The organism is Bordetella genomosp. 2 (assembly GCF_002261345.1).
Classification (GTDB): Bacteria; Pseudomonadota; Gammaproteobacteria; order Burkholderiales; family Burkholderiaceae_B; genus Bordetella_A.
Window position 1 is genome coordinate 236,872 of the sequence record NZ_NEVT01000006.1, and the last position, 22,566, is coordinate 259,437.

The 22,566-nt window shown below is 70.2% G+C and carries 22 protein-coding genes and 1 pseudogene; 15 read left to right on the plus strand and 8 right to left on the minus strand.

All coding sequences use genetic code 11. The annotated features are described in order from the left end of the window. Position 1 precedes the first annotated feature (1 nt). Genes CAL24_RS11230 through CAL24_RS11240 form a run of 3 tightly spaced genes read left to right on the plus strand, consistent with a single transcriptional unit; the run spans position 2 to position 2,179 of the window. Complete coding sequence (locus tag CAL24_RS11230) at positions 2 to 703, plus strand: PIG-L deacetylase family protein (RefSeq protein ID WP_028356134.1); 702 nt, start codon at positions 2 to 4, stop codon at positions 701 to 703. A gap of 20 nt (positions 704 to 723) precedes the next feature. Continuing rightward, complete coding sequence (locus CAL24_RS11235; protein WP_432759294.1) at positions 724 to 1,560, plus strand: glycosyltransferase family 2 protein; 837 nt, start codon at positions 724 to 726, stop codon at positions 1,558 to 1,560. 16 nt (positions 1,561 to 1,576) lie between these two features. After that, entirely contained in the window at positions 1,577 to 2,179 is a 603-nt protein-coding gene (locus CAL24_RS11240; RefSeq protein ID WP_094806744.1) for a hypothetical protein, read from the plus strand. A gap of 8 nt (positions 2,180 to 2,187) precedes the next feature. Here the strand turns inward: CAL24_RS11240 and ligD are convergent. Both ligD and CAL24_RS11250 read right to left on the minus strand, forming a co-directional pair. Beyond that, positions 2,188 to 4,723, minus strand: a pseudogene (gene ligD, locus CAL24_RS11245) (DNA ligase D); the annotation flags it as partial. 12 nt (positions 4,724 to 4,735) lie between these two features. Continuing rightward, positions 4,736 to 5,668: a Ku protein gene (locus CAL24_RS11250; protein WP_094806745.1), complete on the minus strand. Its 933-nt coding sequence runs from the start codon at positions 5,666 to 5,668 to the stop codon at positions 4,736 to 4,738. A gap of 174 nt (positions 5,669 to 5,842) precedes the next feature. Between CAL24_RS11250 and CAL24_RS11255 the strand changes: the two genes are divergently transcribed. After that, complete coding sequence (locus CAL24_RS11255; RefSeq protein WP_094806746.1) at positions 5,843 to 6,100, plus strand: hypothetical protein; 258 nt, start codon at positions 5,843 to 5,845, stop codon at positions 6,098 to 6,100. 18 nt (positions 6,101 to 6,118) lie between these two features. On the opposite strand, the gene CAL24_RS11260 is transcribed toward CAL24_RS11255, so the two are convergent. After that, on the minus strand, positions 6,119 to 7,168 hold the full coding sequence (locus CAL24_RS11260) for a DNA topoisomerase IB (RefSeq protein ID WP_051439567.1): 1,050 nt from the start codon (positions 7,166 to 7,168) through the stop codon (positions 6,119 to 6,121). 10 nt (positions 7,169 to 7,178) lie between these two features. Here CAL24_RS11260 and CAL24_RS11265 point away from each other — a divergent pair, with 10 nt between their 5' ends. Beyond that, positions 7,179 to 7,730, plus strand: coding sequence for a type 1 glutamine amidotransferase domain-containing protein (locus CAL24_RS11265; protein ID WP_028356128.1), 552 nt, complete (start codon positions 7,179 to 7,181; stop codon positions 7,728 to 7,730). 22 nt (positions 7,731 to 7,752) lie between these two features. Here CAL24_RS11265 and CAL24_RS11270 read toward each other — a convergent pair whose 3' ends face one another. The 3 genes from CAL24_RS11270 to CAL24_RS11280 are packed head-to-tail and all read right to left on the minus strand — an operon-like array spanning position 7,753 to position 10,358. Then, on the minus strand, positions 7,753 to 8,463 hold the full coding sequence (locus tag CAL24_RS11270; protein ID WP_081760483.1) for a nicotinamide-nucleotide amidohydrolase family protein: 711 nt from the start codon (positions 8,461 to 8,463) through the stop codon (positions 7,753 to 7,755). Positions 8,464 to 8,476: 13 nt separating this feature from the next. Next, the gene (locus CAL24_RS11275; protein WP_028356127.1) at positions 8,477 to 9,235 is read right to left on the minus strand and encodes an alpha/beta hydrolase family protein; all 759 of its coding nucleotides are present in this window, start codon (positions 9,233 to 9,235) and stop codon (positions 8,477 to 8,479) included. Continuing rightward, entirely contained in the window at positions 9,219 to 10,358 is a 1,140-nt protein-coding gene (locus tag CAL24_RS11280) for a DUF3182 family protein (protein WP_094806747.1), read from the minus strand. The genes CAL24_RS11275 and CAL24_RS11280 overlap by 17 nt, the downstream gene beginning before the upstream one ends. Before the next feature lie 347 nt (positions 10,359 to 10,705). On the opposite strand from CAL24_RS11280, the gene CAL24_RS11285 reads away from it, so the two are divergent. The 10 genes from CAL24_RS11285 (at position 10,706) to CAL24_RS11330 (ending at position 20,929) form a co-directional block, all read left to right on the plus strand. After that, positions 10,706 to 11,434 (plus strand): TerC family protein, encoded by a 729-nt coding sequence (locus tag CAL24_RS11285; protein WP_094806748.1) that lies wholly within the window; start codon positions 10,706 to 10,708, stop codon positions 11,432 to 11,434. 179 nt (positions 11,435 to 11,613) lie between these two features. Continuing rightward, positions 11,614 to 12,198 carry an NADPH-dependent FMN reductase gene (ssuE, locus tag CAL24_RS11290; RefSeq protein ID WP_094806749.1) on the plus strand — a complete coding sequence of 195 codons (585 nt, stop codon included), beginning with the start codon at positions 11,614 to 11,616 and terminating at the stop codon, positions 12,196 to 12,198. A gap of 18 nt (positions 12,199 to 12,216) precedes the next feature. Then, positions 12,217 to 13,170 (plus strand): sulfonate ABC transporter substrate-binding protein, encoded by a 954-nt coding sequence (locus tag CAL24_RS11295; RefSeq protein WP_094806750.1) that lies wholly within the window; start codon positions 12,217 to 12,219, stop codon positions 13,168 to 13,170. A gap of 34 nt (positions 13,171 to 13,204) precedes the next feature. After that, a complete protein-coding gene (gene ssuD / locus CAL24_RS11300; protein WP_094806751.1) occupies positions 13,205 to 14,377 on the plus strand; it encodes an FMNH2-dependent alkanesulfonate monooxygenase in 1,173 nt (390 codons plus the stop codon). Then, complete coding sequence (gene ssuC, locus CAL24_RS11305) at positions 14,377 to 15,162, plus strand: aliphatic sulfonate ABC transporter permease SsuC (RefSeq protein ID WP_094806752.1); 786 nt, start codon at positions 14,377 to 14,379, stop codon at positions 15,160 to 15,162. The genes ssuD and ssuC overlap by 1 nt, the downstream gene beginning before the upstream one ends. Before the next feature lie 23 nt (positions 15,163 to 15,185). Beyond that, positions 15,186 to 16,085 carry an ATP-binding cassette domain-containing protein gene (locus CAL24_RS11310; RefSeq protein WP_094806753.1) on the plus strand — a complete coding sequence of 300 codons (900 nt, stop codon included), beginning with the start codon at positions 15,186 to 15,188 and terminating at the stop codon, positions 16,083 to 16,085. A gap of 29 nt (positions 16,086 to 16,114) precedes the next feature. After that, on the plus strand, positions 16,115 to 16,330 hold the full coding sequence (locus tag CAL24_RS11315) for a TOBE domain-containing protein (RefSeq protein WP_028356119.1): 216 nt from the start codon (positions 16,115 to 16,117) through the stop codon (positions 16,328 to 16,330). Between the two features lie 118 nt (positions 16,331 to 16,448). Then, a complete protein-coding gene (soxC, locus tag CAL24_RS11320) occupies positions 16,449 to 17,753 on the plus strand; it encodes a sulfite dehydrogenase (protein ID WP_094807249.1) in 1,305 nt (434 codons plus the stop codon). Then, entirely contained in the window at positions 17,731 to 18,342 is a 612-nt protein-coding gene (locus tag CAL24_RS11325) for a c-type cytochrome (RefSeq protein WP_094806754.1), read from the plus strand. Before soxC ends, CAL24_RS11325 begins: the two co-directional genes overlap by 23 nt. Positions 18,343 to 18,511: 169 nt before the next feature. Next, positions 18,512 to 20,929: a mechanosensitive ion channel domain-containing protein gene (locus CAL24_RS11330; protein ID WP_094806755.1), complete on the plus strand. Its 2,418-nt coding sequence runs from the start codon at positions 18,512 to 18,514 to the stop codon at positions 20,927 to 20,929. A gap of 16 nt (positions 20,930 to 20,945) precedes the next feature. On the opposite strand, the gene CAL24_RS11335 is transcribed toward CAL24_RS11330, so the two are convergent. Together CAL24_RS11335 and CAL24_RS11340 are read right to left on the minus strand one after the other, a co-directional pair. Further along, positions 20,946 to 21,725 (minus strand): IclR family transcriptional regulator, encoded by a 780-nt coding sequence (locus CAL24_RS11335; protein ID WP_094806756.1) that lies wholly within the window; start codon positions 21,723 to 21,725, stop codon positions 20,946 to 20,948. Further along, entirely contained in the window at positions 21,722 to 22,525 is an 804-nt protein-coding gene (locus CAL24_RS11340) for an IclR family transcriptional regulator (RefSeq protein WP_094806757.1), read from the minus strand. The genes CAL24_RS11335 and CAL24_RS11340 overlap by 4 nt, the downstream gene beginning before the upstream one ends. Positions 22,526 to 22,566 lie beyond the last annotated feature (41 nt).

The following is a 22,566-nucleotide window of genomic DNA, read 5'->3' on the forward strand; positions in this document are numbered from 1 at the left end:
CATGGACTTGTCCGGTAGCGTCGTCGCCATTTCGCCGCATTTCGACGACGCCGTGTTCAGTTGCGGCAACTTGCTGGCGGCACGACCGGGCAGCACGGTGCTCACCGTCTACTCGGCGGTGCCGGGCAGCGCCACGCCGGCGCCCGACTGGGACCGGCGCTGCGGCTTCGAGCGGGCCGATCAGGCGGTGCTGGCGCGCCACGAGGAGAATCGCGCCGCCATGGCGGTGCTCGGCGCGCGCGGGCTGGGCCTGGACTTGCTGGACGACCAGTATGGCGGGCCGCGTGCCGAAGCGGGCCGGCTCACCGGCGCGCTGGCCGCCGCGTTGAACACCCTGGCGCCCGACGTGGTGCTGTTGCCGCTCGGATTGTTCCATCGCGACCACTTGCGCACATCGGATGCGGCGTTGACGGTCTGGCGCTTGTTCCGCGACGTCATGGACACCGCCTGGCTTGCTTATGAAGAGGCGCTGTACCGCTGCAAGCCGGGCCTGGTGCAAAAGCGGCTGGCGGAACTGCGCGAGCAGCGCGTGCTCGCCACGCCGCTGAGCGGCCCGGCGCCGGTCGATCCGGACCGCAAGACGCGCGCCGTGGCGGCGTACGCCAGCCAGCTCCAGGCGCTGGGCCTGGTGCCGGGCAAGGGCGACGATGCCGCGCCGGAACGGTACTGGCGGCTGCAATTGGCGGAAGGGGAAAAGCAGTGACCGTACCGGCCCGTGTGTCCGTGGTGGTGCTCACACACAACCGGCGCGAGGAGTTGATGCGCACGCTCCAGCGGCTGGCCCGCCTGCCGGGCCGGCACCCCGTCATCGTGGTCGACAACGGCAGCACGGATGGCACGGCGCAAGCGGTGATGCAACAATTTCCCGGCATCGAACTGGTGCGCGCGCCGGCCAACCTGGGCGCCGCCGGCCGCAACCTGGGCGTGCGCGCGGTCGGCACCGAATATGTGGCGTTCTGCGACGACGATGCCTGCTGGGAGCCCGGCGCGCTGGAGACGGCGGTGCGGATCATGGACGCCACGCCGGAAATGGGCGTACTGGCCGCCCGCATCCTGGTGGGCGAACAAGGGCGTCCGGACCCGGCCTGCGGCGTCATGGAGGAAAGCCCCTTGCCGGAACAGCCCGGGGTCGGGCCGGGCCTGCTGGGGTTCATGGCGGGCGCTTGCGTGATGCGCACCGAGGCCTTCCGCCGCGCGGGCGGCTATTGGCCGCCGCTCCTCATCGGCGGCGAGGAACACCTGCTGGCATTGGACATCCTCGAGCACGGCTGGCGCATTGTCTACGCGCCGGCGGTATGCACCCGCCACTGGCCGTCCACGGCCCGCGACGCGCCGCTGCGGCGCCGGTTGCTGGCCCGCAATGCCGTGTGGACGGCCTGGCTGCGCCTGCCCGCCGGCATGGCCTGGCGCGCCACGCTGCGCGAGTTCCGGCTGCAGCCCACGGCGCGCGCGCGCCTGCGCCTGGCGCGCGACGTGAGCCGGGGCCTGGCCGCCGTGCTGGCGCGCCGGCGGGTCGTGTCGCCCCGGGTACGGGAATTGCTCGCCTGTGTCGAGCATTGATCTCCCTGGAGGCTATATGTCATTGATTGTTGCAGCCCGCTTTCAGACCTTCGACCAGGCCGAGGCGGCCGCGCGCAGCCTGTTCGGGGCCGGCTTCCGCGACGAGGATATGCATACCTTCTATGTGAACATCGCCGGCGAGCACGCCCGCTATCCGGTGGGAGGCGACCGCAAGGCCGATCCCGATGCGCGCGGCGCCTCGATCGGGGCGGTGGTGGGCGCGGCGGCGCTGGGCATCGGGTTCGCGCTGATATGCGCCGTGATTGCCTGGCAGATCGATCCCTCGGCCATCGCGGTCACCGCGGCCGGCGGGGTGGGCGCGTACATCGGCGCGCTGGCCGGCGCCTTGTGGGTCACCGGCCAGGGCCGGCGGCTGCGGCGCGGCGCGTGGGCGCGCGATGTCCATCCCGAGGTGCGCCAGGCGGGCGTACTGCTGGCCGTCCATATCGCGCCCGACCAGGAGGGCCGCGCAGTGGCCCTGCTGCGCGAAGCGGGCGGCGTGGATGTCGAGCGCGCCAATGGCCGCTGGATGAACGGCAAATGGGAGGACTTCGACCCCCTGACGCCGCCGCAGCGCGAGCCGGCCCAGCCGGGCTCGGCGTCGGCGCGCCAGGCCTGAGGCGCCGGTCAGCGTTCCAGCCTGGCCACCATGCGCGGCCCCAGCGTGCGGCGGCGCGATGCGTAATCGCGCCAGGGGTCGGGCCCGGCTTGCAGCGTGTCCAGCGCGTTGCGGATGTTGAACACCGCGCCGCGCAAGTCGTTGTCCTCGTCCAGGGTTTCCCAGGCGATCGGCATGGAGACCGGGGCGCCGGCGCGCGCGCGCACCGCGAACGCGGCCACGGCGGTAGCGCCATTGCCGTTGCGCAGATAGTCCACGAAGATCTTGCCGCGCCGCCGCGCCTTCGACATGTTGGCGGTGAAGTCGGCCGGCGACTCGCGCGCCAGCTGCGTGGCCAGGGCCTGGGCGAACGCCTTGACCGTATCCCAGGGCTGGGTCGGCCGCAGCGGGGCGACCACATGCAGCCCTTTGCCGCCGGTCGTCTTCAGGAAGGGCACCAGCCCCACGTCCTCGAGCAGGGCCTTGGCGCGTCGGGCGCCTTGCACCACTGCGCGCCACGATACGCCCGGACCCGGATCGAGGTCCAGGGTGATGCGGTCCGCCTTGTCGTGGTGGGGCGCGCGCGCCCCAGGTGTGGAATTCGATGGCGCCGTACTGCACCAGGGCGAGCAGCCCCGCGACTGATTCGATGATCAGGCCGGTATCGTCCGCCGCCACGCCGTCGGGCAGGGTCGAGCTCAGGTGCTTCTGGAAGAAGCAGGTGGCGTCGGCGCCTTCCGGACAGCGCAGCAGCGCCACGCGCCGGCCTTCCAGATGCGGCATCATGTGGGCGCCGATGGCTTCGTAGTAGCGCGCCAGGTCGCCCTTGGTGGTGTCCGGCTCGTGCAGGACCACGCGGTCCGGATGGGTGATGGTCACGCCGGCATGGCGGCTGCGGGTCTTGGCCACGGAGTCTCCTTGGGCGGCGCGCGGCGCCACCTGGTCGACCGGCCGGGCGATCTCGGCCCCCGCCTGGCTGGCCGGCTTGTCTTCGCGCAGGCCCAGGAACACGGCCTGGCGCAGCAGTTTATCGCGCGTCCAGCCGGCATAGCGTATTTCCGCCACCAGTTCCGGTTGCACCCACGTGATGTCGCGCTGCGCCGCGCCGTGGAAACGCTGTCCGGAGCGGGGCGCTTGCGCAAACGGACTGGTGGCGCGGCGCAGGGGACGCAGGCGGCGGGCCAGCATGTCGAGCGTGCGCGAGTCGAACCCGGTGCCGACCCGTCCGGCATAGTCCAGGCGCTTGCCCTGGCGCAGCCCCAGCAGCAGCGAACCCAGGTGCGAGCGCGAGCCCGCCGGCGCGGTATAGCCGCCGATCACGAATTCCTGGCGGGGCTGGCATTTGAGCTTGAGCCAGGTGCTCGACCGCCCGGCGACATACGCGGAGTCCAGGCGCTTGCAGATCAGGCCCTCCAGGCTGAGGCGGCAGGCCTCGGTCCAGGCCGCCGCCCCTTCGGTGTCGTCGGCGACTTCGAGGCGCTGCGTCAGCAGCAGCGGCGCATCTTCGGGCAGCTCGGCCAGCAATGCCTCCAGCATGGCCTGGCGCTCGGCCAGGGGCAGGCGGCGCAGGTCGCGGCCGTTCCAGTAGGGCAGGTCGAAAGCCACGAAACGCAGGCCCTGTCCGTCGCCGTCCAGCGCGTTCTGCAATGCCTGGAAATCGGAGATACCGCGCTCGTCCAGGCAGACGACCTCGCCATCCAGCCAGCCTGCGCCGAGTTCCAGGCGCCCCAGCGCCTCGGCCAACGGCTTCATCCGGGTGGTCCAATCGTTGGCGTTGCGGCTGGCCAGGCGCGCCGTGCGCCCTTGCAGCGCGCACATGATGCGGTAGCCGTCGTACTTGATTTCATATGACCAGCCGGAGCCGCTGGGCGGGCGGTCGACCAGGGTGGCCAATTGCGGCGCGAGATCGCGCGGCATGGCGGCGGCGCGGCCGGGAGGCCGCGTCTTGGCGCCGGACTGGCGCGCCGCCTTGGCGCTGGCGCCGCTTTTGCGCGCCGTGGCCGCCTTGCGCGGCGCGGCGCGCTTGCGCGGGCGGCCGGCGGCGGCCGGCGCGCCCGCCTCGGCATCGTCGCCCGGCACAGTATGCGCGTCGTCGAGCTTGCGCAGCAGCCACTGGTCTTCCTCTTTGCTGATCCGCAGCAGCACCCAGCCGCCCTGCAGCCGCCCACCTTCCAGTTCAAAGCGCAAATGACCGCGCGCGAGGCCCCGCGCCGGATCGCCGGAGGGCTTCCAGGTGCCGCTGTCCCAGATATCGACATGGCCGGCGCCGTACTGGCCCTTGGGGATGTCGCCTTCGAAGCCGCCGTACTCGAGCGGGTGGTCCTCCACATGCACCGCCAGGCGCTTGACTCCGGGATCGCGCGATGGCCCTTTGGGCACGGCCCAGCTGACCAGCACACCATCCAGTTCCAGGCGGAAGTCATAGTGCAGGCGGCGCGCCTGGTGACGCTGCACGACGTAGGCAAGCGGCTGGTCGCGCGACCGGCGCGCGCGCGCCGCGCCGGCCGGCTCGCCGGTCGAGCTGAAATCGCGCTTGTCGCGGTAGCGGGTCAGCGACCGGTCCACGGCCATGCCCCGTCAGGCCGCCTTGCGGCGGCTGCTGGCCGCGCTGCTCTTGCGCGCGGCCGTCTTGCGGGCCGGCGTCTTGCGTGCGGTCTTGCGCGGCGCGCGCTTGGCTGCCTTCTTGGCCGTCTTCTTGGCCGGCGCGGCCTTGCCGTCGCCGCCGCGGCGCTCGATGCTCTGCTTGAGCATCGACATCAGGTCGATGACCTTGGCCGAGCCGCGCGGCGCTTCCTCGCCCGGTTCGGCCAGAGCGTGGGTCTTGCCCGATTCGATCTTGCGGTCGATGGCGGCGAGCAAGTCGTCGCGGTATTCGTCGCGGTAGCGCTCGGGATCCCAGCTTTGCGTCATGTCGTCCACCAGGCGCAGCGCCATCTCCATTTCGCGGGCGCCGGGCGCGTGCTCCTTGCCGTGCGGCAGGTTCAGGTCGTCGGCCGCGACGATCTCGTCCGCATAGCGCATGGTGATGAGCATCAGCGCATCCCCCAGCGGCAGCAAGGCCGCCAGGTACTGCCGCGTGTGCAGCACTACCTGGGCCAGCCCCAGCCGGCCGCTTTTGCGCAGCACTTCGCGCAGCAAGACATAGCCTTTCTCGCCGCGCCGGTCCGGCGCCAGGTAGTAGGGCGTGTCGAAGTAGTACAGCGGCACCTCGGCCGCCTCGACGAAGTCCAGCACATCGACCGTCTGCGTCGCGGCCGTGTTGGCCTGGCGGAAGTCCTCGTCGTTCATGAAGACATATTCGCCTTTTTCGTATTCGTAACCCTTGACGATGTATTCCGCATCGATGGCCTTGCCGGTGCGCTTGTTGATGCGCTGGTAGCCTACCGGCGCATTGTCGCGCCGGTCGATCCAGTCGAAGTCCAAGCGTCCCGAGCGCGCGGCGGCATATACCACCACGGGAACATGTACCAGGCCGAAGGTGATGGCGCCTTTCCAGACTGTACGCGGCATGTTTGCTCCTTGCGGGCCGCCGGCCGGGAGCCGCGCGGCGCGTGATCTGCCGGCTCGCCAGCAATTTCCGGGCCCGCCTCGCCGCGATGGCATCTCTGCTTGCAAAATGCGCGACAAGGTCGCATTTCGCGGCGTGCCGGCGTACTACCATGCACATATGGTCAGGAGAATCCCATGACGACACGCAAACCCGCCAGACCCGCCCCGGCGCGGCAAGCGGCCCATCGCGCCGACGCCCCGGAAGGCGGCAAGATCCTGCCGCCGCGCGATCCCGTGGATGTGCCGCGCCAGCCGCCCAGGCCGGACGCCAGTACGCCGGACGAGGCCGCCAAGGACAGCCGTCCCGTGCGCGACAATCGCGACGACTCGAACTGGGCCGACGGCTCCAAGCCGCGCCCGCACGCCAAGAATACGCGCACGCATTTGCTGTAGCCCGGCCGCCGCGCCCCGTCAGCCGGCGCGCAGGAAATGCCACAGGCGCCGTTCGTCGGCGTTGAGCCCGCGCGGGCCGGCGGGCGCCGCGCCGCGCGGCGGCAGGCGCGCTTCCTGGTAGGCCGCCAGGATGGCCGGATGGATATAGCAGCGGCGGCATACTGCCGGCGTGTTGCTCAGGCGCCGCGCGACCTGCTTGACGACCTCGACGATGACGCGCCTGGCTTCGGTTTCGCTGGCGGCCGGCTGTCGCTGCAGCAGCGCGAACGCCATGACGGAGCCGGCCCAGGTGCGATAGTGCTTGGCGGTGAAGGCGCCGCCGCCCGCCTGCTTCAGATAGGCATTGACCAGTTCCGAGCGGATCGCGCGCGGTTCGCCGTCGGCGTCGCGGTAGTGGAACAGTTCCTGGCCGGGCAGGTCCAGGCAGCGCTTGACCGTACGCGCGATGCGCGCGTCCGTCACGGTCACGTCATGCGCCACGCCGCTCTTGCCGGTGAAGCGCAGCCGCAGCTTGTCGCCGGCCACTGCTGTGTGGCGCCGTTTCAACGTGGTCAATCCGTACGAGCCGTTGGCGCGCGCGTACTCGCGCGTGCCGATGCGTATCAGGGTGATCTCGAGCAGGCGCACCAGCACGGCCAGGACCTTTTCCTGCGACAGCGCGGGGCGCGCCATGTCGCGCTCGACCTGCTTGCGGATGCGCGGCAGGCAGGCCGCGAACTCTGCCAATTGGTCGTATTTGCCGGCATCGCGCAGTGCGGTCCAGTCGGGGTGGTAGCGGTATTGTTTACGGCCCCGGGCGTCGCGGCCGGTGGCCTGCAGGTGCCCGTTCGCCCGCGGGCATATCCAGACATCCGTATAGGCGGGCGGAATGGCCAGCGCGTCGATGCGCCGGATCACGTCCCGGTCGACGATGCGCCGTCCGCGCGTGTCGAAGTAGTGGAATTTGCCCGTGCGGCCGCGGCGCCGGCTGTAGCCCGGCCGGCGGTCGTCTACATAGACCAGGCCGGCGTCGCTGGGCGCCGGGTATGGAGGTTGCTGCGCGTCAGGTTGTTGCGAAGCTGTGGACACGGAGGTTTTTATGGAAGGTTCCCTGAAAGATATGACCGTGGCGATTCTGGCGGTCGACGGTTTCGAGCAGGTCGAGCTGACCGGCCCGCGCGATGCGCTGCAGCGGGAGGGCGCGCGCACGGCGCTGATCTCGGCCCGCCGCGAACCGGTGCAAGGCATGCACCATGACCGCAAGGCGGACCGGTTCGACGTCGACCTCAGTTTCGCCGAGGCCCAGCCGGCCGAGTTCGACGCCGTGCTGTTGCCCGGCGGCGTGGTCAACGCCGATGAAATCCGCATGCACCCCAAGGCGCGTGAATTCGTGCGCGCCATGCACGAGCAGGGCAAGCCGATCGCCGTGATCTGCCATGGGCCGTGGCTGCTGGTGTCGGCGGACCTGGTGCGCGGGCGCACGTTGACGAGCTGGCCGTCGCTGCAGGACGACCTGCGCAATGCCGGCGCCCACTGGGTCGACCAGGAGGTGGTTGTCGACGGCAAGCTGGTCAGCAGCCGCAAGCCGGACGACATCCCGGCGTTCAACCGCGAAATGCTGCGCGTCTTCCAGACGGCGGCGGCCCGCTGAGCCGGACGCGGCGCGCGCCACGCTATGAGCGGCGCGCGCCCGCGCCGCGGTTGCGCTGGCTTTGCTGGTCCTGGCCCGAGCCGACCTGCGTGGCGTGGCCGTCCTTTTTCGAACGATTCTGGGCGTCGCCGTGGCTTTTCTGCGCTTCGCGCGGGGTATCGTCCCGGGTGGCGGGGGAGGGCTGTGATTGCGATTTCATGGTGGGCTCCTTGGCTGGCTGCGCGGGAGCAGGAGGCTCGCCGGCTTGCCAGGCTTGGTAGTAGTGCGGCAGGCGCGACAGCGCATAGCGCGCGCTGGCCTGGCGGATAACATTGCGGCCGCCGGAAAACCGGCGGGTCTCGGTATAGACGGTAGGCCGCGCATCGGCCGCGCCGGCACGGAACAGCCATGCGTAGCACTGGGTGCCGGGCGGAATCCCATCGGCCGTATCGTCGGTGACGCCCGTATTGGCGATCGCGACCGAGGCGGGGCTGAGGCGGCTCGCTCCCAGCGCCATGGCGCGCGCTACCGCCTCGCTGGTGAGATTGCAGCGCTGCAGGAGTCCGGCGTCGATGCCCAGGCAGCGGATCTTCGCCTGCGGGGCGTAGGTGACGAATGCACAATCGAGCAGTTCTCCGGCGCCAGGCACATCGGCCAGCGTCGCGGCGATCAGGCCCGCCGTGCAGGATTCGGCGGTCACCAGCACCAGCGAGTGTTCGGACATGAAGCGGGCAACGCGTTCGACTTCGTTCATGGCGGATGCTCCGTTAGCGCGCGGCCTGGTCGCCGCCGGTGCGGGCGCCGACGATCATTTCCGTGGCCCAGTTCAGCAGGATGGACGTATACGAGCGTTGCGCCGATTTATCCGTCAGGGCGTGGTCCGCGCCGTCGACGATCCGGTGCGTCATCGAGTGCGCCTGCCGGAACGCCGAGCGGTAGTTCATGATGGTGGAGTGGGGAATGAAGGCATCATGTTCGGATTCCACGATCAGCACATCTCCTGTAAAAGCTTCGCAAGCGGCCAGGGCGCGGTTCTCGTCAGGCCCCACCCGCGTCAGGCGGTAGGCCTGCAGGCTTTCGCGGCTCAGCGAACCCTTGGGACGGTCCCATTCCTCGTCGCGATACAGTGCCGGCACGTGCAGCGCCAGCCACTTCACTGGCCGCAAGGTCGAGAGGATGGCGGCCAGGTAGCCGCCGTAGCTGCTGCCGACCACCGCCACCTCGCTGGCGTCGATGGCCGGATGCCGCAGCAGGCAGTCGTATGCCGACACGACATCGCGCAGATTGTCGGCGCGCGACACGCGCGAGCGCTGCGCCTCGGTGGCGGCGTGGCCGCGCAGGTCGAAAGTCAGGCACACGCAGCCCAGCCCGGCGATGCTGCGGGCGCGCACCAGGTCGAAGGCTTGGCTGCCGCCCCAGCCATGCACGAACAGCACGCCGGGGATCTTCGCCTCGGGAGCCAGGAATGTGCCCGACAGCCGCTGGCCTTCCACCGGGATCGAGACGGACTCACTGTGTGTCGCCATGTCCCACCACTCCTGCCGATTTGGCGATGCGGCCGACCGTCGGGTCCTCGTCGTCGAACACGATGCCGGCGCCCGCGGGATGGGCCTGGCCGGCGCCGTAGCTCTCGGTGGTGCGCGCGCGCACCCGGGGCAACGACGGGTCGTCGCGCAGCGCTTCCAGCGCGCAGATTTCGGCCATGCTGGCGCCGCCGGCCCGCCAAGACTGTTCCAGCACGCCGCACCGGCAATCGCCTTGCGGACCCCGGCCTTCGGCCACGTCATAGTTGCGGCGCGAGGCGAAAAAGCCTGCGTAGCAGTCGGCGACGGCGCCATCGTAGCGGCGCGCCAGCCCGATGGCGCGCTGCAGGGGGGCAGGCCAGTGCTGGGCCGCGAGGTTGTCCAGGCCGCCCCGCACGAACAGGATGTCGGAGCCGCCGTAGACTGGCTTGCCGGCGTTGTCGCGGGTCAGGTGCTGGGTGCCCACGTAGCTCGCGGCCATGACCGGCAGCCGCACGGTGCCGACGCTGTAGGTGGTGACTGCATCGAGATGTTCCTCCAGCACCAGCCCGCAGCGCGCGATGTCGTCGGCATTCTGGGCCCGGATCGCTTCCTGCAGTTCGGTGGCGTCCCGCACGGTGCGCTGGCCGCGGCCCGCCGTGGCCTCGACCGGCTTGATGCGCACGGGGCCGGCGCGCAGCAGCAGGTGGCCGGCCAACTGGGCATCCTCGGGAGAAAACACCGTGTAGCCGGCCAGCACCGCGCCCTGCAGGCGCGCTTGCAGCCGGGCGGACCAGCCGGCTGGCGGCGCGGTCCGGGCGTTGGGCGGCGTGGGATGGGTAATGGCCTTGGTGGATACGAAATCGTAAGGAACCACGCCGCCGTACAGGTCGGCCTCGCCGGCGATCCCCAGGCGGGTCGCGGCCGCGGCGCCCAGCGTCATGGCCGGTACGTAGTAAAGTCGGCGCGCCGCGCCGGCCGGGTGGGCGGGCGGCTCGTAATCGACGTCGCAGGCGCAGCCCAGCAGTCCCGCCAGCCGCCTGGCCAGTTCCTGGTGGCTGGCGGTTTCATGGGCGGATGCGCCAAGCCGGCGCGGATAGGCGACGACCAGATCGGGGCGGGCAACGGCATCGGACGAGCGGAGCATGGACGGCCTTGCAAGAATCAGACGACTGGCGCTACGCACGCCGCGTGCCTGACCGGATCAGCCGTTCAGCCAACGCATGAACCAGGCCAGCAGGGCCAGCAGCAATGCGGCGACGGCCCATACCCGGGCGACTTCCCAGACTCTCTTCAGTCCCCGATTTTTCATGCGCAACTCCCTGTTTTAAAAAGGAAAAATTCTTGTCACGATTGTCGTGAACGGGTGCGCGACGCAGATTTCATGCCCGCCCGGGGCGCGGCCGGGGAAAGAAATAGGTTACAGGGATGTTCAGCTTGCTGTAAGAAATGCTAAAACACGGGTTTCGTCTTATTTGCCACCACGGAGATTGCATGCTCGAGTTTTTGCAGACCCTTAGTTGGGCCGCCGTTTTTCAGATCATTCTCATCGACATTCTGCTGGGCGGCGACAACGCCGTGGTCATCGCGCTGGCCTGCCGCAATCTGCCGCCCAAGCAACGCATGCAGGGCATCCTGTGGGGCACCGCCGGCGCCATCGGCCTGCGCGTGGTGCTGATCGGCTTCGCGCTGACCTTGCTGGCGATTCCGTACCTGAAGATCGTCGGCGCGCTGTTGCTGCTGTGGGTCGGCATCAAGCTGCTGATCCCGGAAGAAGACGCCCATGGCAACATCCAGGGCGCCTCGTCGATCTGGGCGGCCGTCAAGACCATCATCGTGGCCGACTTCGTCATGAGCCTGGACAACGTCATCGCGATCGCCGGCGCGGCGCAGACCGCCGACCCGTCGCACCAGATCGGCCTGGTGATCTTCGGCCTGGTGGTCAGCGTGCCCATCATCATCTGGGGCAGCACGCTGGTGCTCAAGCTGATCGATCGCTATCCGCTGGTGGTGACGTTCGGCGCGGCGCTGCTGGGCTGGATCGCGGGCGGCATGCTGGTGACCGACGTGGTGATCGTCGAGCACTTCGGCGAAGTGTCGGGCGCGATGAAGATCGCCGCGGAAGTGGTGGGCGCGCTGCTGGTGGTGGGCCTGGGCCGGCTGTTCGCCGCGCGCAAGAAGGCCGCCGCCCCGGCGCCGCAGGTGAGCCGCCAGGAAGGCTGAGCTCGCGCGCCATCGTCGTGCCGCACGCCGGCACGGCGCCGTACAACGCCTTCGGGCATTGCGCGGCGCCGTGCCGGTTTTTTTTGCGGCGCATAACCACATATCGACTAAGTATTTTTCAGGCGCCGCGCGCCGATGACAGAATCGGTCCGTTGTTCACTGCACGGGCGATTCCGATCATGACCATCCTGATGCTGGCGGGCAGTCCTTCGCGGCAGTCGCGCTCCTCGGCTTTGCTGCGCTACGCGGCGCGGCGCCTGGCCGCGCGCGGGCTGGCCAGCGGCGAACTGGGCCTGCATGACCTGCCGGCCGAAGACCTGATCGAAGGACGCCACGACGGAGCCGCCGCCGCTGCGCTGCGCCGGCGCGTCGCCGCGGCGCAGGCGCTGCTGATCGCCACGCCGGTCTACAAGGCTTCGTTCGCGGGCGGCCTGAAAGCCATTCTCGACCTGCTCGACGAGAAGGCGCTGGCCGACAAGGTCGTGCTGCCGATCGCCACCGGGGGCACCAGCGCCCATCTGCTGGCGGTGGAATACGGCCTGAAACCCGTGCTGTCGGCGCTCGGCGCGCACCACATCCTGGCTGGCGTATACGCCACCGACCGGCAGGTGGCCCTGCAGGGCGAGGAGGTGGCTATCGACGGCGATGTGCGGTTGCGGCTGGACACCGCCGTCGACCATCTGTGCAGCCAGCTGGCGAGCGGGCCGCCGGCCCAGGGCTACGACCTGGGCTATCTGGCCTTGAAGGCCCGATTCAGCATCTGACCCTGGAGGCTTGCTCCAATGACTGCTTCATCTGTTCGTTTCCTGCGCCGCGCCGTCGCGCTATTGCTGGCCGGGCTGGCTGTCGCACCGGCGTTCGCCCAGGACGCCGCGACCTTGCGCATCGGCTTCCAGAAGTACGGCACGCTGACCATCCTGAAGGCGCTCGGGACGCTCGACAAGGCGCTCGCCGCGCAGGGCATCGCGGTCAAGTGGACCGAGTTCCCGGCCGGCCCGCAATTGCTGGAAGGCCTGAACGTGGGGTCCATCGATTTCGGCACGGTGGGCGAAGCGCCTCCGATCTTCGCCCAGGCCGCCGGCGCGCCGCTGGTGTACGTGGGCAACGAGCCGCCGGCGCCCGACAGCGAAGCGATCCTGGTGCCGAAGGATTCGCCGGTCCGGTCGGTGGCCGACCTGAAGGGCAGGAAAGTCGCCTTGAACAAGGGCTCCAACGTGCATTATCTGCTGGTCAAGCTGCTGGAGCAGGCCGGCGTGGCTTACCGGGATGTGAACGTGGCCTATTTGACGCCGGCCGATGCGCGCGCGGCGTTCGAGCGCGGCGCAGTCGACGCCTGGGTCATCTGGGATCCGTTCCAGGCGGCCGCCGAACTGCAGCTGGGCGCCCGCGTGCTGGCCGACGGCAAGGGCGTGGTCAACAACTATCAGTTCTTTCTTGCCTCGCGCGCCTATGCGGACCGACACCCGCAAGTGATCCGGACCGTGCTGGAGGAAATCCGCAAGGGCGACCTATGGGCGCGTGAAAACCCCGCGCAGGCCGTCGACCTGCTGCAGCCGGTGCTGGGGCTCGAACGGCCGATCGTGGAGCTCGCCGCGCGGCGCCTGGCGTACGGGGTGCAGCCGGTCACGCGCGAGGTGCTGGCGCATCAACAGGATATCGCCGACGCCTTCCACGCGCTCAAGCTCATTCCCCGCAAGCTGGACGTGTCGCAGGCCGCGCCGGCGGGCCTCCGCTAACGCCCATCCACCTTCATCCCATCCGGAATTCCGCATGAATGTCTTCTGGTTCATTCCGACGCACGGCGATTCGCGCTACCTGGGCACTACCCATGGAGCCCGCGCCGGCAGCCATGATTACTTCCGCCAGGTGGCTGTCGCGGCCGACACCCTGGGCTATGACGGCGTGCTGCTGCCCACGGGGCGTTCCTGCGAAGACGCATGGGTCGTGGCGTCGAGCCTGATCGGCGCGACCCGGCGACTCAAGTTCCTGGTCGCCATCCGCCCGGGCGTCAGTTCGCCGCAGTTCGCCGCGCGCATGGCGGCAAGCTTCGACCGCATGTCCGAAGGCCGGTTGCTCATCAATGTGGTCACCGGCGGAGACCCGGCCGAGCTGGAGGGCGACGGCCTGTTCGTCGGCCACGACGAACGCTACGCCATCACGGCGGAGTTCCTGCAGATCTGGCGCGGCATCCTGCAGGCCAGCCACCGCGGCGAGGCGTTCAGCCTCGAGGGCCGCCGGCTGGTGTCCAAGGGCGGCAAAGTCATCTACCCGCCGGTGCAGCGGCCCTATCCGCCGCTGTATTTCGGCGGCTCTTCCGAGGCCGCCCACGAGCTGGCCGCCGGGCAGGTCGATGTCTATTTGACCTGGGGCGAGCCGCCCGGGGCCGTCGCCGCCAAGCTGGCGGACATGCGCGCCCGCGCGGCGCGCCATGGCCGCACGCTGAGGTTCGGCATCCGCCTGCATGTGATCGTGCGCGAAACCGAGCAGCAGGCCTGGGCGGCCGCCGACGACCTGATCCGGCATCTGGACGACGATACGGTGGCCGCGGCGCAGGCCGCGTTCAGCCGCATGGACTCGGAAGGGCAGCGGCGCATGGCCGCCCTGCACGGCGGCCGCCTCGGCGATGCGCGGGGCGGCCGGGCTCACCTGGAGATCGCGCCCAGTCTGTGGGCCGGCGTCGGCCTGGTGCGCGGCGGGGCCGGCACGGCGCTGGTCGGCAGCCCGCAGATCGTGGCGCAGCGCCTGCGCGAGTACGCGGACCTGGGGATCGACACCTTCATCCTGTCCGGCTACCCGCACCTCGAGGAATCGTATCGGTTCGCCGAACTGGTGTTTCCGCTGCTGCCCGGCAGGGCGCGCGCGCAAGCCGCGGCGGGGCTGCTGAGCGGCCCGTTCGGCGAGGTCATGGCGACCGGCCTGGCGCCCGCCAGGGCGGCGGGCTGATGGCGCGCCGCATGGCTGGCGGCGACTGGCGGCGGCGCGCCTGGCCCTGGCTGGTGCCCTTGGCGGTGCTGGCGTTGTGGCAATGGTCGGCGCAGGTCGGCTGGCTGTCCTCGCGCTTCCTGCCCGCGCCATCGGCCGTGGCGCGCGCCGGTTGGGAACTCGCGGTGTCCGGCGAGTTGTGGGAACACCTGCGCATCAGCGCGCTGCGCGCCTTGTGGGGGTTGCTGCTGGGCGGCGGGCTCGGCCTGGCGCTGGGGCTGCTCAACGGCGCCTCGCGGCTGGCCGAGACGCTGCTGGACACCAGCCTGCAGATGGTCCGCAACATCCCGGTGCTGGCGCTGATCCCGCTGGTGATCCTGTGGTTCGGCATCGAGGAAGCCGCCAAGCTGTCGCTGCTGGCGCTGGGCGTGTTTTTTCCCATGTACCTGAATACGTTCCACGGCATCCGTTCGGTGGACCCGGCATTGATCGAGATGGGGCGCTCGTACGGGCTGAGCGGCTGGCGCCTGTATCGCGACGTGATCCTGCCCGGCGCGCTGCCCTCGATCCTGGTGGGGCTGCGCTTCGCGCTGGGCCTGGTGTGGGTGATCCTGATCGTTACCGAGACGATCTCGGCGCAGTCGGGCATTGGCTACATGACCATGAACGCGCGCGAATTCCTGCAGACCGACGTGGTGCTGCTGGGCATCCTGCTGTATGCGCTGCTGGGCAAGCTGGCCGACCTGTGCGCGCGCGGGCTGGAGCGGCGCCTGTTGCGCTGGAACCCTGTGTACCGCGCGGCCTGAAGGCGCGCCAACGGAGAGCCGGCATGTTCGTCAACCTGAATGAATTCGAAGTCCTGCAATACCTGGACGCCGCGCGGCGCGATCCGCCGGATCCGCCGGCGCCGTTGCCGGCGCCGGCGCGCGCGGGCGTGGGCATCGGCCTGCGCGGCCTGTACAAGCGCTACGGGGCGCGCCCGGTGCTGGACGGACTGGCGCTGGACATTGCGCCCGGCGAGTTCGTCGCGGTCGTGGGGCGCAGCGGTTGCGGCAAGAGCACGCTGCTGCGCCTGCTGGCCGGCCTGGAGCCGCCCAGCGCCGGCCCCGCCGGGGCCGGCGATCCCGCCGCCGCGATCCGCCTGGACGGGCAGGCCCGGGTGAACGCCGACGAGCGGGTGCGCATCATGTTCCAGGATGCCCGCTTGCTGCCCTGGCGCTCGGTGCTGGACAACGCCGCCATCGGCATGCCGGCCAGCGCCCGCGGCGCGGCCGCGGCCGTGCTGCGGCAGGTAGGCCTGGGCGAGCGCGCGGGGGAATGGCCGGCGGCGCTGTCGGGCGGGCAGAAGCAGCGCGTGGCGCTGGCCCGCGCGCTGGTGCACCGGCCCGGCCTGCTGCTGCTGGACGAGCCGCTGGGCGCGCTGGATGCGCTTACGCGCCTGGAGATGCAGCAACTGATCGAGGACCTGTGGCGGCGCGACGGTTTCACGGCGGTGCTGGTGACCCATGACGTCGAGGAGGCGGTGGCGCTGGCCGACCGCGTCCTCGTGATCGACGCCGGCCGCATCGTGCTGGACCAGCCCGTCGCGCTGGCCCGGCCGCGCCGGCGCGGCAGCGCCGCCTTCGCCGCGCTGGAGGCGCGCGTGCTGGACGCGGTGCTGGACCGCGGCACACCCGCACCGGCGCCGGCGCCCGTCATTTCCATCGGCCATCTGAGACTGGCTGTCTAGCACTGCACACCACTGAAAGGAGCATCGCCATGGGCATTCAATCCATCAACGCGCGCAACCAGTTCCGCGGCCGCATCAAGGAGATCATCCTGGGGCCGGTATTGTCGGAGGTCGACGTGGACACGCCGGCCGGCACGGTGACCTCGGTCATCACCACGCGCTCGGTCAAGGAGCTGGACCTGCAGGTCGGCACCGAGGTGCTGGCGTTCGTGAAGGCGACCGAAGTCTCGGTGGCGAAACTGTAGCCGGGCGGCCTGCTTGCACGATGTGCCGCGGTGGCGTTCAATGGAAGCCTGGACGCCGATCCGGCTGGCCGGGGTCGCGCGGTGGCTTCATTGGCTTTCCATGCCCGAGGTATTGCACATGCAAGCACGCTTCGATCCTCCGCCGGAGTCCGGCGCCGACGAATCCCCGGCGCAGCCGAACCCCCGCCGCGATTTCCTGCGGCGCGGCGCGGCAGCCGGCGGCCTGCTGGCCGCCACCGGCATCGGCGCGGCGCGCGCCGCGGCGGCGGACGCCGACGCGCCGCTGGCCGTTCCGCCCTGGACCCGCGCGCCCGGCGCGCCCACCGGGGGGCAGCCCTACGGCCAGCCATCGGCCTTCGAGAAGCACGTGGTGCGCCACCTGCGTCCCAACGACAAGCAATACATCTCGTCGTCGACGCGCTCGCCGCTGCAGGAGCTCGACGGCATCATCACGCCCAACGGGCTGTTCTACGAGCGCCACCATGGCGGCGTGCCGGCGATCGACCCGGCCGAGCACCGGCTGGCCGTGCACGGGCTGGTCGACTCGCCGCTGTTGTTCACCGTCGACGATCTGCGGCGCTTTCCGTCCGAGTCGCACATCTATTTCCTGGAATGCTCGGGCAACCCCGGCTACAACGTCTACGGCAAGACCGCCGCCGAAGCCAATGGCCTGGTCAGCTGTGCGGAATGGACCGGGGTGCCGTTGCGCACGGTGCTGGCAGAGGCGGGCGTGCAGTCCCAGGCCAAGTGGGTGGCGGCCGAAGGCGCCGACGCGGCGGCCATGACGCGCAGCATTCCGCTCGAGAAGTGCCTGGACGACGCGTTGCTGGTGTATGGCCAGAATGGCGAACGCCTGCGGCCCGAGCAAGGCTATCCGCTGCGCCTGCTGCTGCCCGGCTACGAGGGCAACATGAGCATCAAGTGGCTGCGGCGCCTGCACGTGACCGATGCGCCCGTGTATTCGCGCGAGGAAACCTCCAAGTACACCGACCTGATGCCGGACGGCAGCGCGCGCCGTTTCACGTTCTACATGGAAGCCAAGTCGATCATCACCGCGCCGTCGGGCGGGCAGCGCCTGGCGCAGCAGGGCTTTCACGAGATCCGCGGCATCGCCTGGAGCGGGCGCGGCAAGATCGCCCGCGTGGAAGTGTCGGTCGACGATGGCGCCACATGGCACGATGCCGCGCTGCAGGAACCGGTGCTGTCGCGCGCGATCACCCGTTTCCGCTTTCCCTGGAACTGGCAGGGCCAGGCCACCGTGATCCAGAGTCGCGCCACCGACGAGACCGGCTATGTGCAGCCCACGCTGGAAGCCCTGGTCGCGGTGCGCGGCGTCAACGGCGTTTATCACAACAACGCGATCACGCCCTGGCGCGTGGCGGCAACCGGAGAGATCACCAATGCGCGCATCAAGGCAACCTGAGGCGCCCGCGGGGCGCTTCGCGCTGGCCGGCCGGGTCGTGGCGGCATTGTCCTGTGCCTGGGCGGCCGCCGCGGCGGCCCAGCAGGCGCCGGCGCCCGGCCGCTACGGCATCGGCACGCCCTTGAGCGAGGCGCGCCTGGCCCCCTGGAACATCGACATCGCCCCGGACGGCCGCAGCCTGCCCGCCGGGCAGGGCAGCGTGGCGGCGGGCCGCACGCTGTATGCGGCGCAATGCGCGGCCTGCCATGGCGCCAAGGGCGAGGGCGGGCAGGGCGACCGCCTGGCCGGCGGCGCCGGCACGCTGGGCAGCGCCAAGCCGGTGCGCACGGTCGGCAGCTACTGGCCCTACGCGACCACGCTATACGACTACATCCGGCGCGCCATGCCGCTGCACGCGCCGCAGTCGCTCAGCAACGACGAGGTCTATTCCGCCACGGCCTATGTGCTTCACCTGAACGGGCTGCTGCCGGAAGACGCCACCCTGGACGCCGCCGCGCTGCGCGGCATCCGCATGCCCAATCGCGACGGCTTCGTCGACGATCCGCGGCCCGACGTCGCGGCCGCGGCGCTGCCGGCCCCCGGCAAGTAGGTGGCCGGCGCCGCCGCCGGGTTTGGCGCGGCGCCGGGGCGGCCTATATCATGGCGTCGGCGCCTTAACGGGCGCCGCGTTGCGGCGGCCCGCGCACGAGTGGCCGCACGTCTCTCGCCAAGGAGGTCGCCACGTGGCCGTGCCAGCAAGTTCAGCCAGGTCTTTGGGTATGTATTTGGATTCGGCGCTGCCGCGTGCGCGGCTGGCCGTGCCCTGGGCGATGCTGGCGTGCTGGATGGCGCTGCTGTTCGCCTTGTGCGCGGTCCCGGTCGCGCATGCCGCGACAGCCGGGACCGCCGCGCCCGCCGGTCCGGCCACCGAGCTGACGCCGGATCGCCTGGCCGATCTGCTCGCCGACCCGGCGGCGCGCGACCAGATCATCGAGCGGTTGCGTGCCGAAGCGCCCGCGTCCGGCCGCACGACGGGATCCACACAGGCGCCGGCCGAAGCCCCGTCGCTGCCCGCCCGCATCGCGCATGGCGCGCAACTGTTCCTGGCCGGCATGGCCGCGCACGCCGAGCGCGCAGTCGACGACCTGAGCGCGCTGGCGCGCGGCGAAGGCATGTCGCCGGAACGTCGCGACCAGCTGGCCGCCACGCTGCTGGGGCTGGCCGTCGTGGCCGCCGCCACCATCGCGGTGTTCCTGTTGTTGCGCGCGATTGCGGCGCGCGCCTACGCGCGCATCGACGCCTGGACGGCGCAGCCGGCCGCCGCGCCGCGCGGCTCCCATCGCGCGGGCGGTCTGGCGCTGGCCGGGCGCCGCGCGGGCGCCATGCTGGGCGCGCTGGCCATCGACCTGGCCATTGTGCTGCTGGCGGGCATGGCCGGCTATGTGGTCGCGCTGTACGGCACCGGCACGCGCGGCACGGTCAGCACCGCCCAGTCCTTGTTCATCAATGCCTATGTGGCGGTCGAGATCGCCAAGGCGCTGATCCGCGGCGTATTCGCCACGCGTTATCCCAGGCTGCGCCTGTTCACCATGGCCGACGACGTGGCCCGCTACTGGAACGACCGCCTCGGGCGCATGGCGGCCGCGTTCGGCTATGGGCTGATGCTGGTCGAGCCGCTGGCCAAGTCGCTGCTGACGCCGTCGATCGGCGAACTGGCGGGCTTGGTCATCATGCTGGCGGCCTATGGCTACGCGGTGCGCGTCGTATGGCGCAACCGGCAGATACTGCGCGAGCGCCTGGAACAGCGCGCCGAACGCGCCTCGGCAGGCTATTTCGGCACTCGCTTCCGGGTCCTGGCGCGCACCTGGCACGTGCTGGCGATCGGCTACTTCACGGTATTGCTGGTGGTCAGCCAGGTCGACCCGGAGCGCGCCCTGCCGTTCATGGTGCAGGCCACGCTGCAGTCGCTGGCGGCGCTGGCGGCCGGCGCGCTGCTGATCATGCTGCTGGCCGGCGCATTGGCGCGGCGCATCGCGCTGCCCGAGGACCTGCGCCGCAAGCTGCCCATGCTGGAAGCGCGCGTCAACGCCTATGTGCCGGCTGCGCTGCGCGGCCTGGGCATCCTGATCCGCATTGTCGTGGCCTTGTTCGTGCTCGACGCCTGGCGCGTGTTCGACCTCTCGACCTGGATCGTATCGGATGCCGGCGCGGCGGCCGTGCGCGTGGTGGTCAATGTCGCCATCGTGCTGCTGATCGCGGCGGTGGCCTGGACGATCATCGCCAGCATCATCGAGCACCGCCTGAGCCTGAGCGAGGGCGGGGCCATGCCGACCGCCCGCGAACGCACGCTGCTGTCGCTGTTCCGCAACGCGGCCCTGATCGTCATCGTGACCATGACGGTGCTGGTGGTGCTGTCGCAGATCGGGGTCGACATCGCGCCGCTGATCGCCGGCGCGGGGGTGGTCGGCCTGGCCATCGGCTTCGGTTCGCAGAAGCTGGTGCAGGACATCATCACCGGCGTCTTCATCCAGCTCGAGAACGGCATGAACCAGAACGATGTGGTGCAGGTCGCCGGCATCTTCGGCACGGTGGAAAAGATCACCATCCGCTCGGTGGGCATCCGCACGCTCGACGGGGGCTATCACCTGATTCCGTTCTCTTCGGTGGACGTGGTGTCCAACCACATGCGCGACTTCTCGTACCACCTGGGCGAGTACACCATCGCCCACCGCGAGAGCGTGGACGACGCCGTGCAGCACCTGCGCAACGCCTTCGACGAGCTCATGCAGGACGAGTTGCTGGCCCCCGAGGTGCTGGAAGATATCAGCATCCCGGGCGTCACCGCGCTGAACGAGAAAGGCGTCACCATCCGCGTGCTGATCAAGACCACGCCCGGCATGCAATGGGCCGTGCAGCGCGGCTACAACCGCCTGGTCAAGAAGCACTTCAACGCCGCCGGCATCGAGCTGCCGTATCCGCACACCGTGGTCTATTTCGGCCAGGACAAGAGCGGCTACGCGCCGCCGGCCAATGTGTTCATGCAGCCGGAGCGTCCCGACGAGGGGCGCGATGCCCGCGCGGCCGGCCATACGCGCCGCCGGCTGTCGCGCGAGCAGGGCACGGCGTCCGAGGATGTGCTGGGCAATGAGCTCGACCGGGTGGCGGAGGACCCCGACGCCCGGCCGCAATCGGCGTAGGGCGGTCGCGCTGGCGCTAGCGCATGCCGAGCAGCCGCTCGACCTCGCGCGCCAGCGTCACCAGCCGCGGACCAAGATCGGCGGCCCGGGCCTTGTACGGGCCGTCGCACGACGGCACGCCGCAATTGAAGACGTACAGCAAAGATTCGTGCTGGCGGTACAGCGGCACCGCGAAGCCATAGGCATCGGGGCGCCACTGCAGGTTGTTGCCGCAGTATCCCTTGCGCTCCAGGTCGCGCTGCGCGCCCGCCAGGGCGGAAACGTGCCGTTCGAATTCGCCCGGATTGGCGACGCGCAACTGGTTCAGCACCGCGACGCGCTCGGCGTCCGGTACGCGGCTCAGCCAGGCCATGCCGGCCGCGCTGGCCAGCATCGGCAGCGCGGCGCCGATGTCGGGGCGCGTTTGCAGACGCTCGTTCGAGCGCGCCGTTTCCACATAGACCATTTGCAGCCGGTCCCGCACCACCAGGGATACGGCGCCGCGCGCATGGTCCGCCAGCTGCTTCATCAGGGGTCGGGCGACCTGGCGGATCTGCATGCTGGCGAGCAGCGGATGGCTCATGGCCAGCACCGAGGCGCCCAGCCGGTAGCGCGCGGTAGCGGGATCGCGCTGCAAGAAACCCAATTCGACCAGTGTGTGCGTCAGGCGGGCGACGGCGCTGCGCGATAGCCCGGTCTGGTGCGCGAAGTCCTTGTTGGCCAGCTCTGGCTTGTCGGCCTTGAAACAGGCCAGGATGTCGATGCCATGCGCCAGGGTGCTGGCGAACTGGGTGTCGCGCTCACTGGAGGAACTCATGCGCCGCGCTCCGCCCGTTCGAGCAGGACTTCGACCCGCGCCACCAGTTGCGCCAGCCGTGGGGCAATGCGGCCTTCCAGCTCGCCGGCTTTGAGGCGCGAAGCCGGCAAGCCGCAATTGAACACCAGAACATGGCCGTCTATCGGGCGGCGCAACGGCACCGCGACGGCATGCACGTCCGAATGCCAGTCGCCCGCGGACAGGCAATAGCCATGCCGCGCATAGTCGCCGCGGGCGCGTTCCCAGGCCGGCGCATAGCGCTTCCAGCCTGCCGGATCGCGGCTGCGCAAGGCTTGCAGGATAGGCGTCGCGGTGGCGCTGTCGCACTGGGCCAGCCAGGCGCGCCCCATCGCCGAGGCGAGCAGCGGCAACAAGGCGCCGATATCCGGCCGGAAAGCGATCGCATCGTGCCCGCGGCAGGTTTCCAGGTAGACCATGTGCAGGCCGTCGCGCATGCCCAAGGATGCGGAGCCGCCCGCCTGGTCGGCCAGGCGCTTCATGAGGGGCCGCGCCAGCTGGCGGATTTTCATGCTGGCCAGCAGGGGATAGCTCAACGACAGCACCGCCGGCCCCAGCCGGTAGCGCCGCAGTCTGCCGTCATAGAGCAACAGGCCGCGCTGCAGCAGCGTATAGGTCAGGCGCGATATGGTGGCCTTGGACAGCCCGGTGCGTTCGGCCAGCTCTTTGTTGCTGAGCGCTGGTTCGCCGTGGCGGAAGGTTTGCAGCACCGACAGGCCATGGGCCAGGGTAGTGGCGAAAGCGGGGTCCGGGTGGCGCCCGGAAGCGGTGGGGGGTGTCATTGCCAGGCTGGCCCGGGAGTTCTCCTGCCTGGAATGATAGC

Coding starts and splice junctions, on each gene's coding strand:
- CAL24_RS11230 (WP_028356134.1), top strand. CDS start 2: ATGGACTTGTCCGGTAGCGTCGTCGCCATTTCGCCGCATTTCGACGAC.
- CAL24_RS11240 (WP_094806744.1), top strand. CDS start 1,577: ATGTCATTGATTGTTGCAGCCCGCTTTCAGACCTTCGACCAGGCCGAG.
- CAL24_RS11250 (WP_094806745.1), bottom strand. CDS start 5,668: ATGCCGCGTACAGTCTGGAAAGGCGCCATCACCTTCGGCCTGGTACAT.
- CAL24_RS11255 (WP_094806746.1), top strand. CDS start 5,843: ATGACGACACGCAAACCCGCCAGACCCGCCCCGGCGCGGCAAGCGGCC.
- CAL24_RS11265 (WP_028356128.1), top strand. CDS start 7,179: ATGGAAGGTTCCCTGAAAGATATGACCGTGGCGATTCTGGCGGTCGAC.
- CAL24_RS11270 (WP_081760483.1), bottom strand. CDS start 8,463: ATGAACGAAGTCGAACGCGTTGCCCGCTTCATGTCCGAACACTCGCTG.
- CAL24_RS11275 (WP_028356127.1), bottom strand. CDS start 9,235: ATGGCGACACACAGTGAGTCCGTCTCGATCCCGGTGGAAGGCCAGCGG.
- CAL24_RS11280 (WP_094806747.1), bottom strand. CDS start 10,358: ATGCTCCGCTCGTCCGATGCCGTTGCCCGCCCCGATCTGGTCGTCGCC.
- CAL24_RS11285 (WP_094806748.1), top strand. CDS start 10,706: ATGCTCGAGTTTTTGCAGACCCTTAGTTGGGCCGCCGTTTTTCAGATC.
- ssuE (WP_094806749.1), top strand. CDS start 11,614: ATGACCATCCTGATGCTGGCGGGCAGTCCTTCGCGGCAGTCGCGCTCC.
- CAL24_RS11295 (WP_094806750.1), top strand. CDS start 12,217: ATGACTGCTTCATCTGTTCGTTTCCTGCGCCGCGCCGTCGCGCTATTG.
- ssuD (WP_094806751.1), top strand. CDS start 13,205: ATGAATGTCTTCTGGTTCATTCCGACGCACGGCGATTCGCGCTACCTG.
- ssuC (WP_094806752.1), top strand. CDS start 14,377: ATGGCGCGCCGCATGGCTGGCGGCGACTGGCGGCGGCGCGCCTGGCCC.
- CAL24_RS11310 (WP_094806753.1), top strand. CDS start 15,186: ATGTTCGTCAACCTGAATGAATTCGAAGTCCTGCAATACCTGGACGCC.
- CAL24_RS11315 (WP_028356119.1), top strand. CDS start 16,115: ATGGGCATTCAATCCATCAACGCGCGCAACCAGTTCCGCGGCCGCATC.
- soxC (WP_094807249.1), top strand. CDS start 16,449: ATGCAAGCACGCTTCGATCCTCCGCCGGAGTCCGGCGCCGACGAATCC.
- CAL24_RS11325 (WP_094806754.1), top strand. CDS start 17,731: ATGCGCGCATCAAGGCAACCTGAGGCGCCCGCGGGGCGCTTCGCGCTG.
- CAL24_RS11330 (WP_094806755.1), top strand. CDS start 18,512: ATGTATTTGGATTCGGCGCTGCCGCGTGCGCGGCTGGCCGTGCCCTGG.
- CAL24_RS11335 (WP_094806756.1), bottom strand. CDS start 21,725: ATGAGTTCCTCCAGTGAGCGCGACACCCAGTTCGCCAGCACCCTGGCG.
- CAL24_RS11340 (WP_094806757.1), bottom strand. CDS start 22,525: ATGACACCCCCCACCGCTTCCGGGCGCCACCCGGACCCCGCTTTCGCC.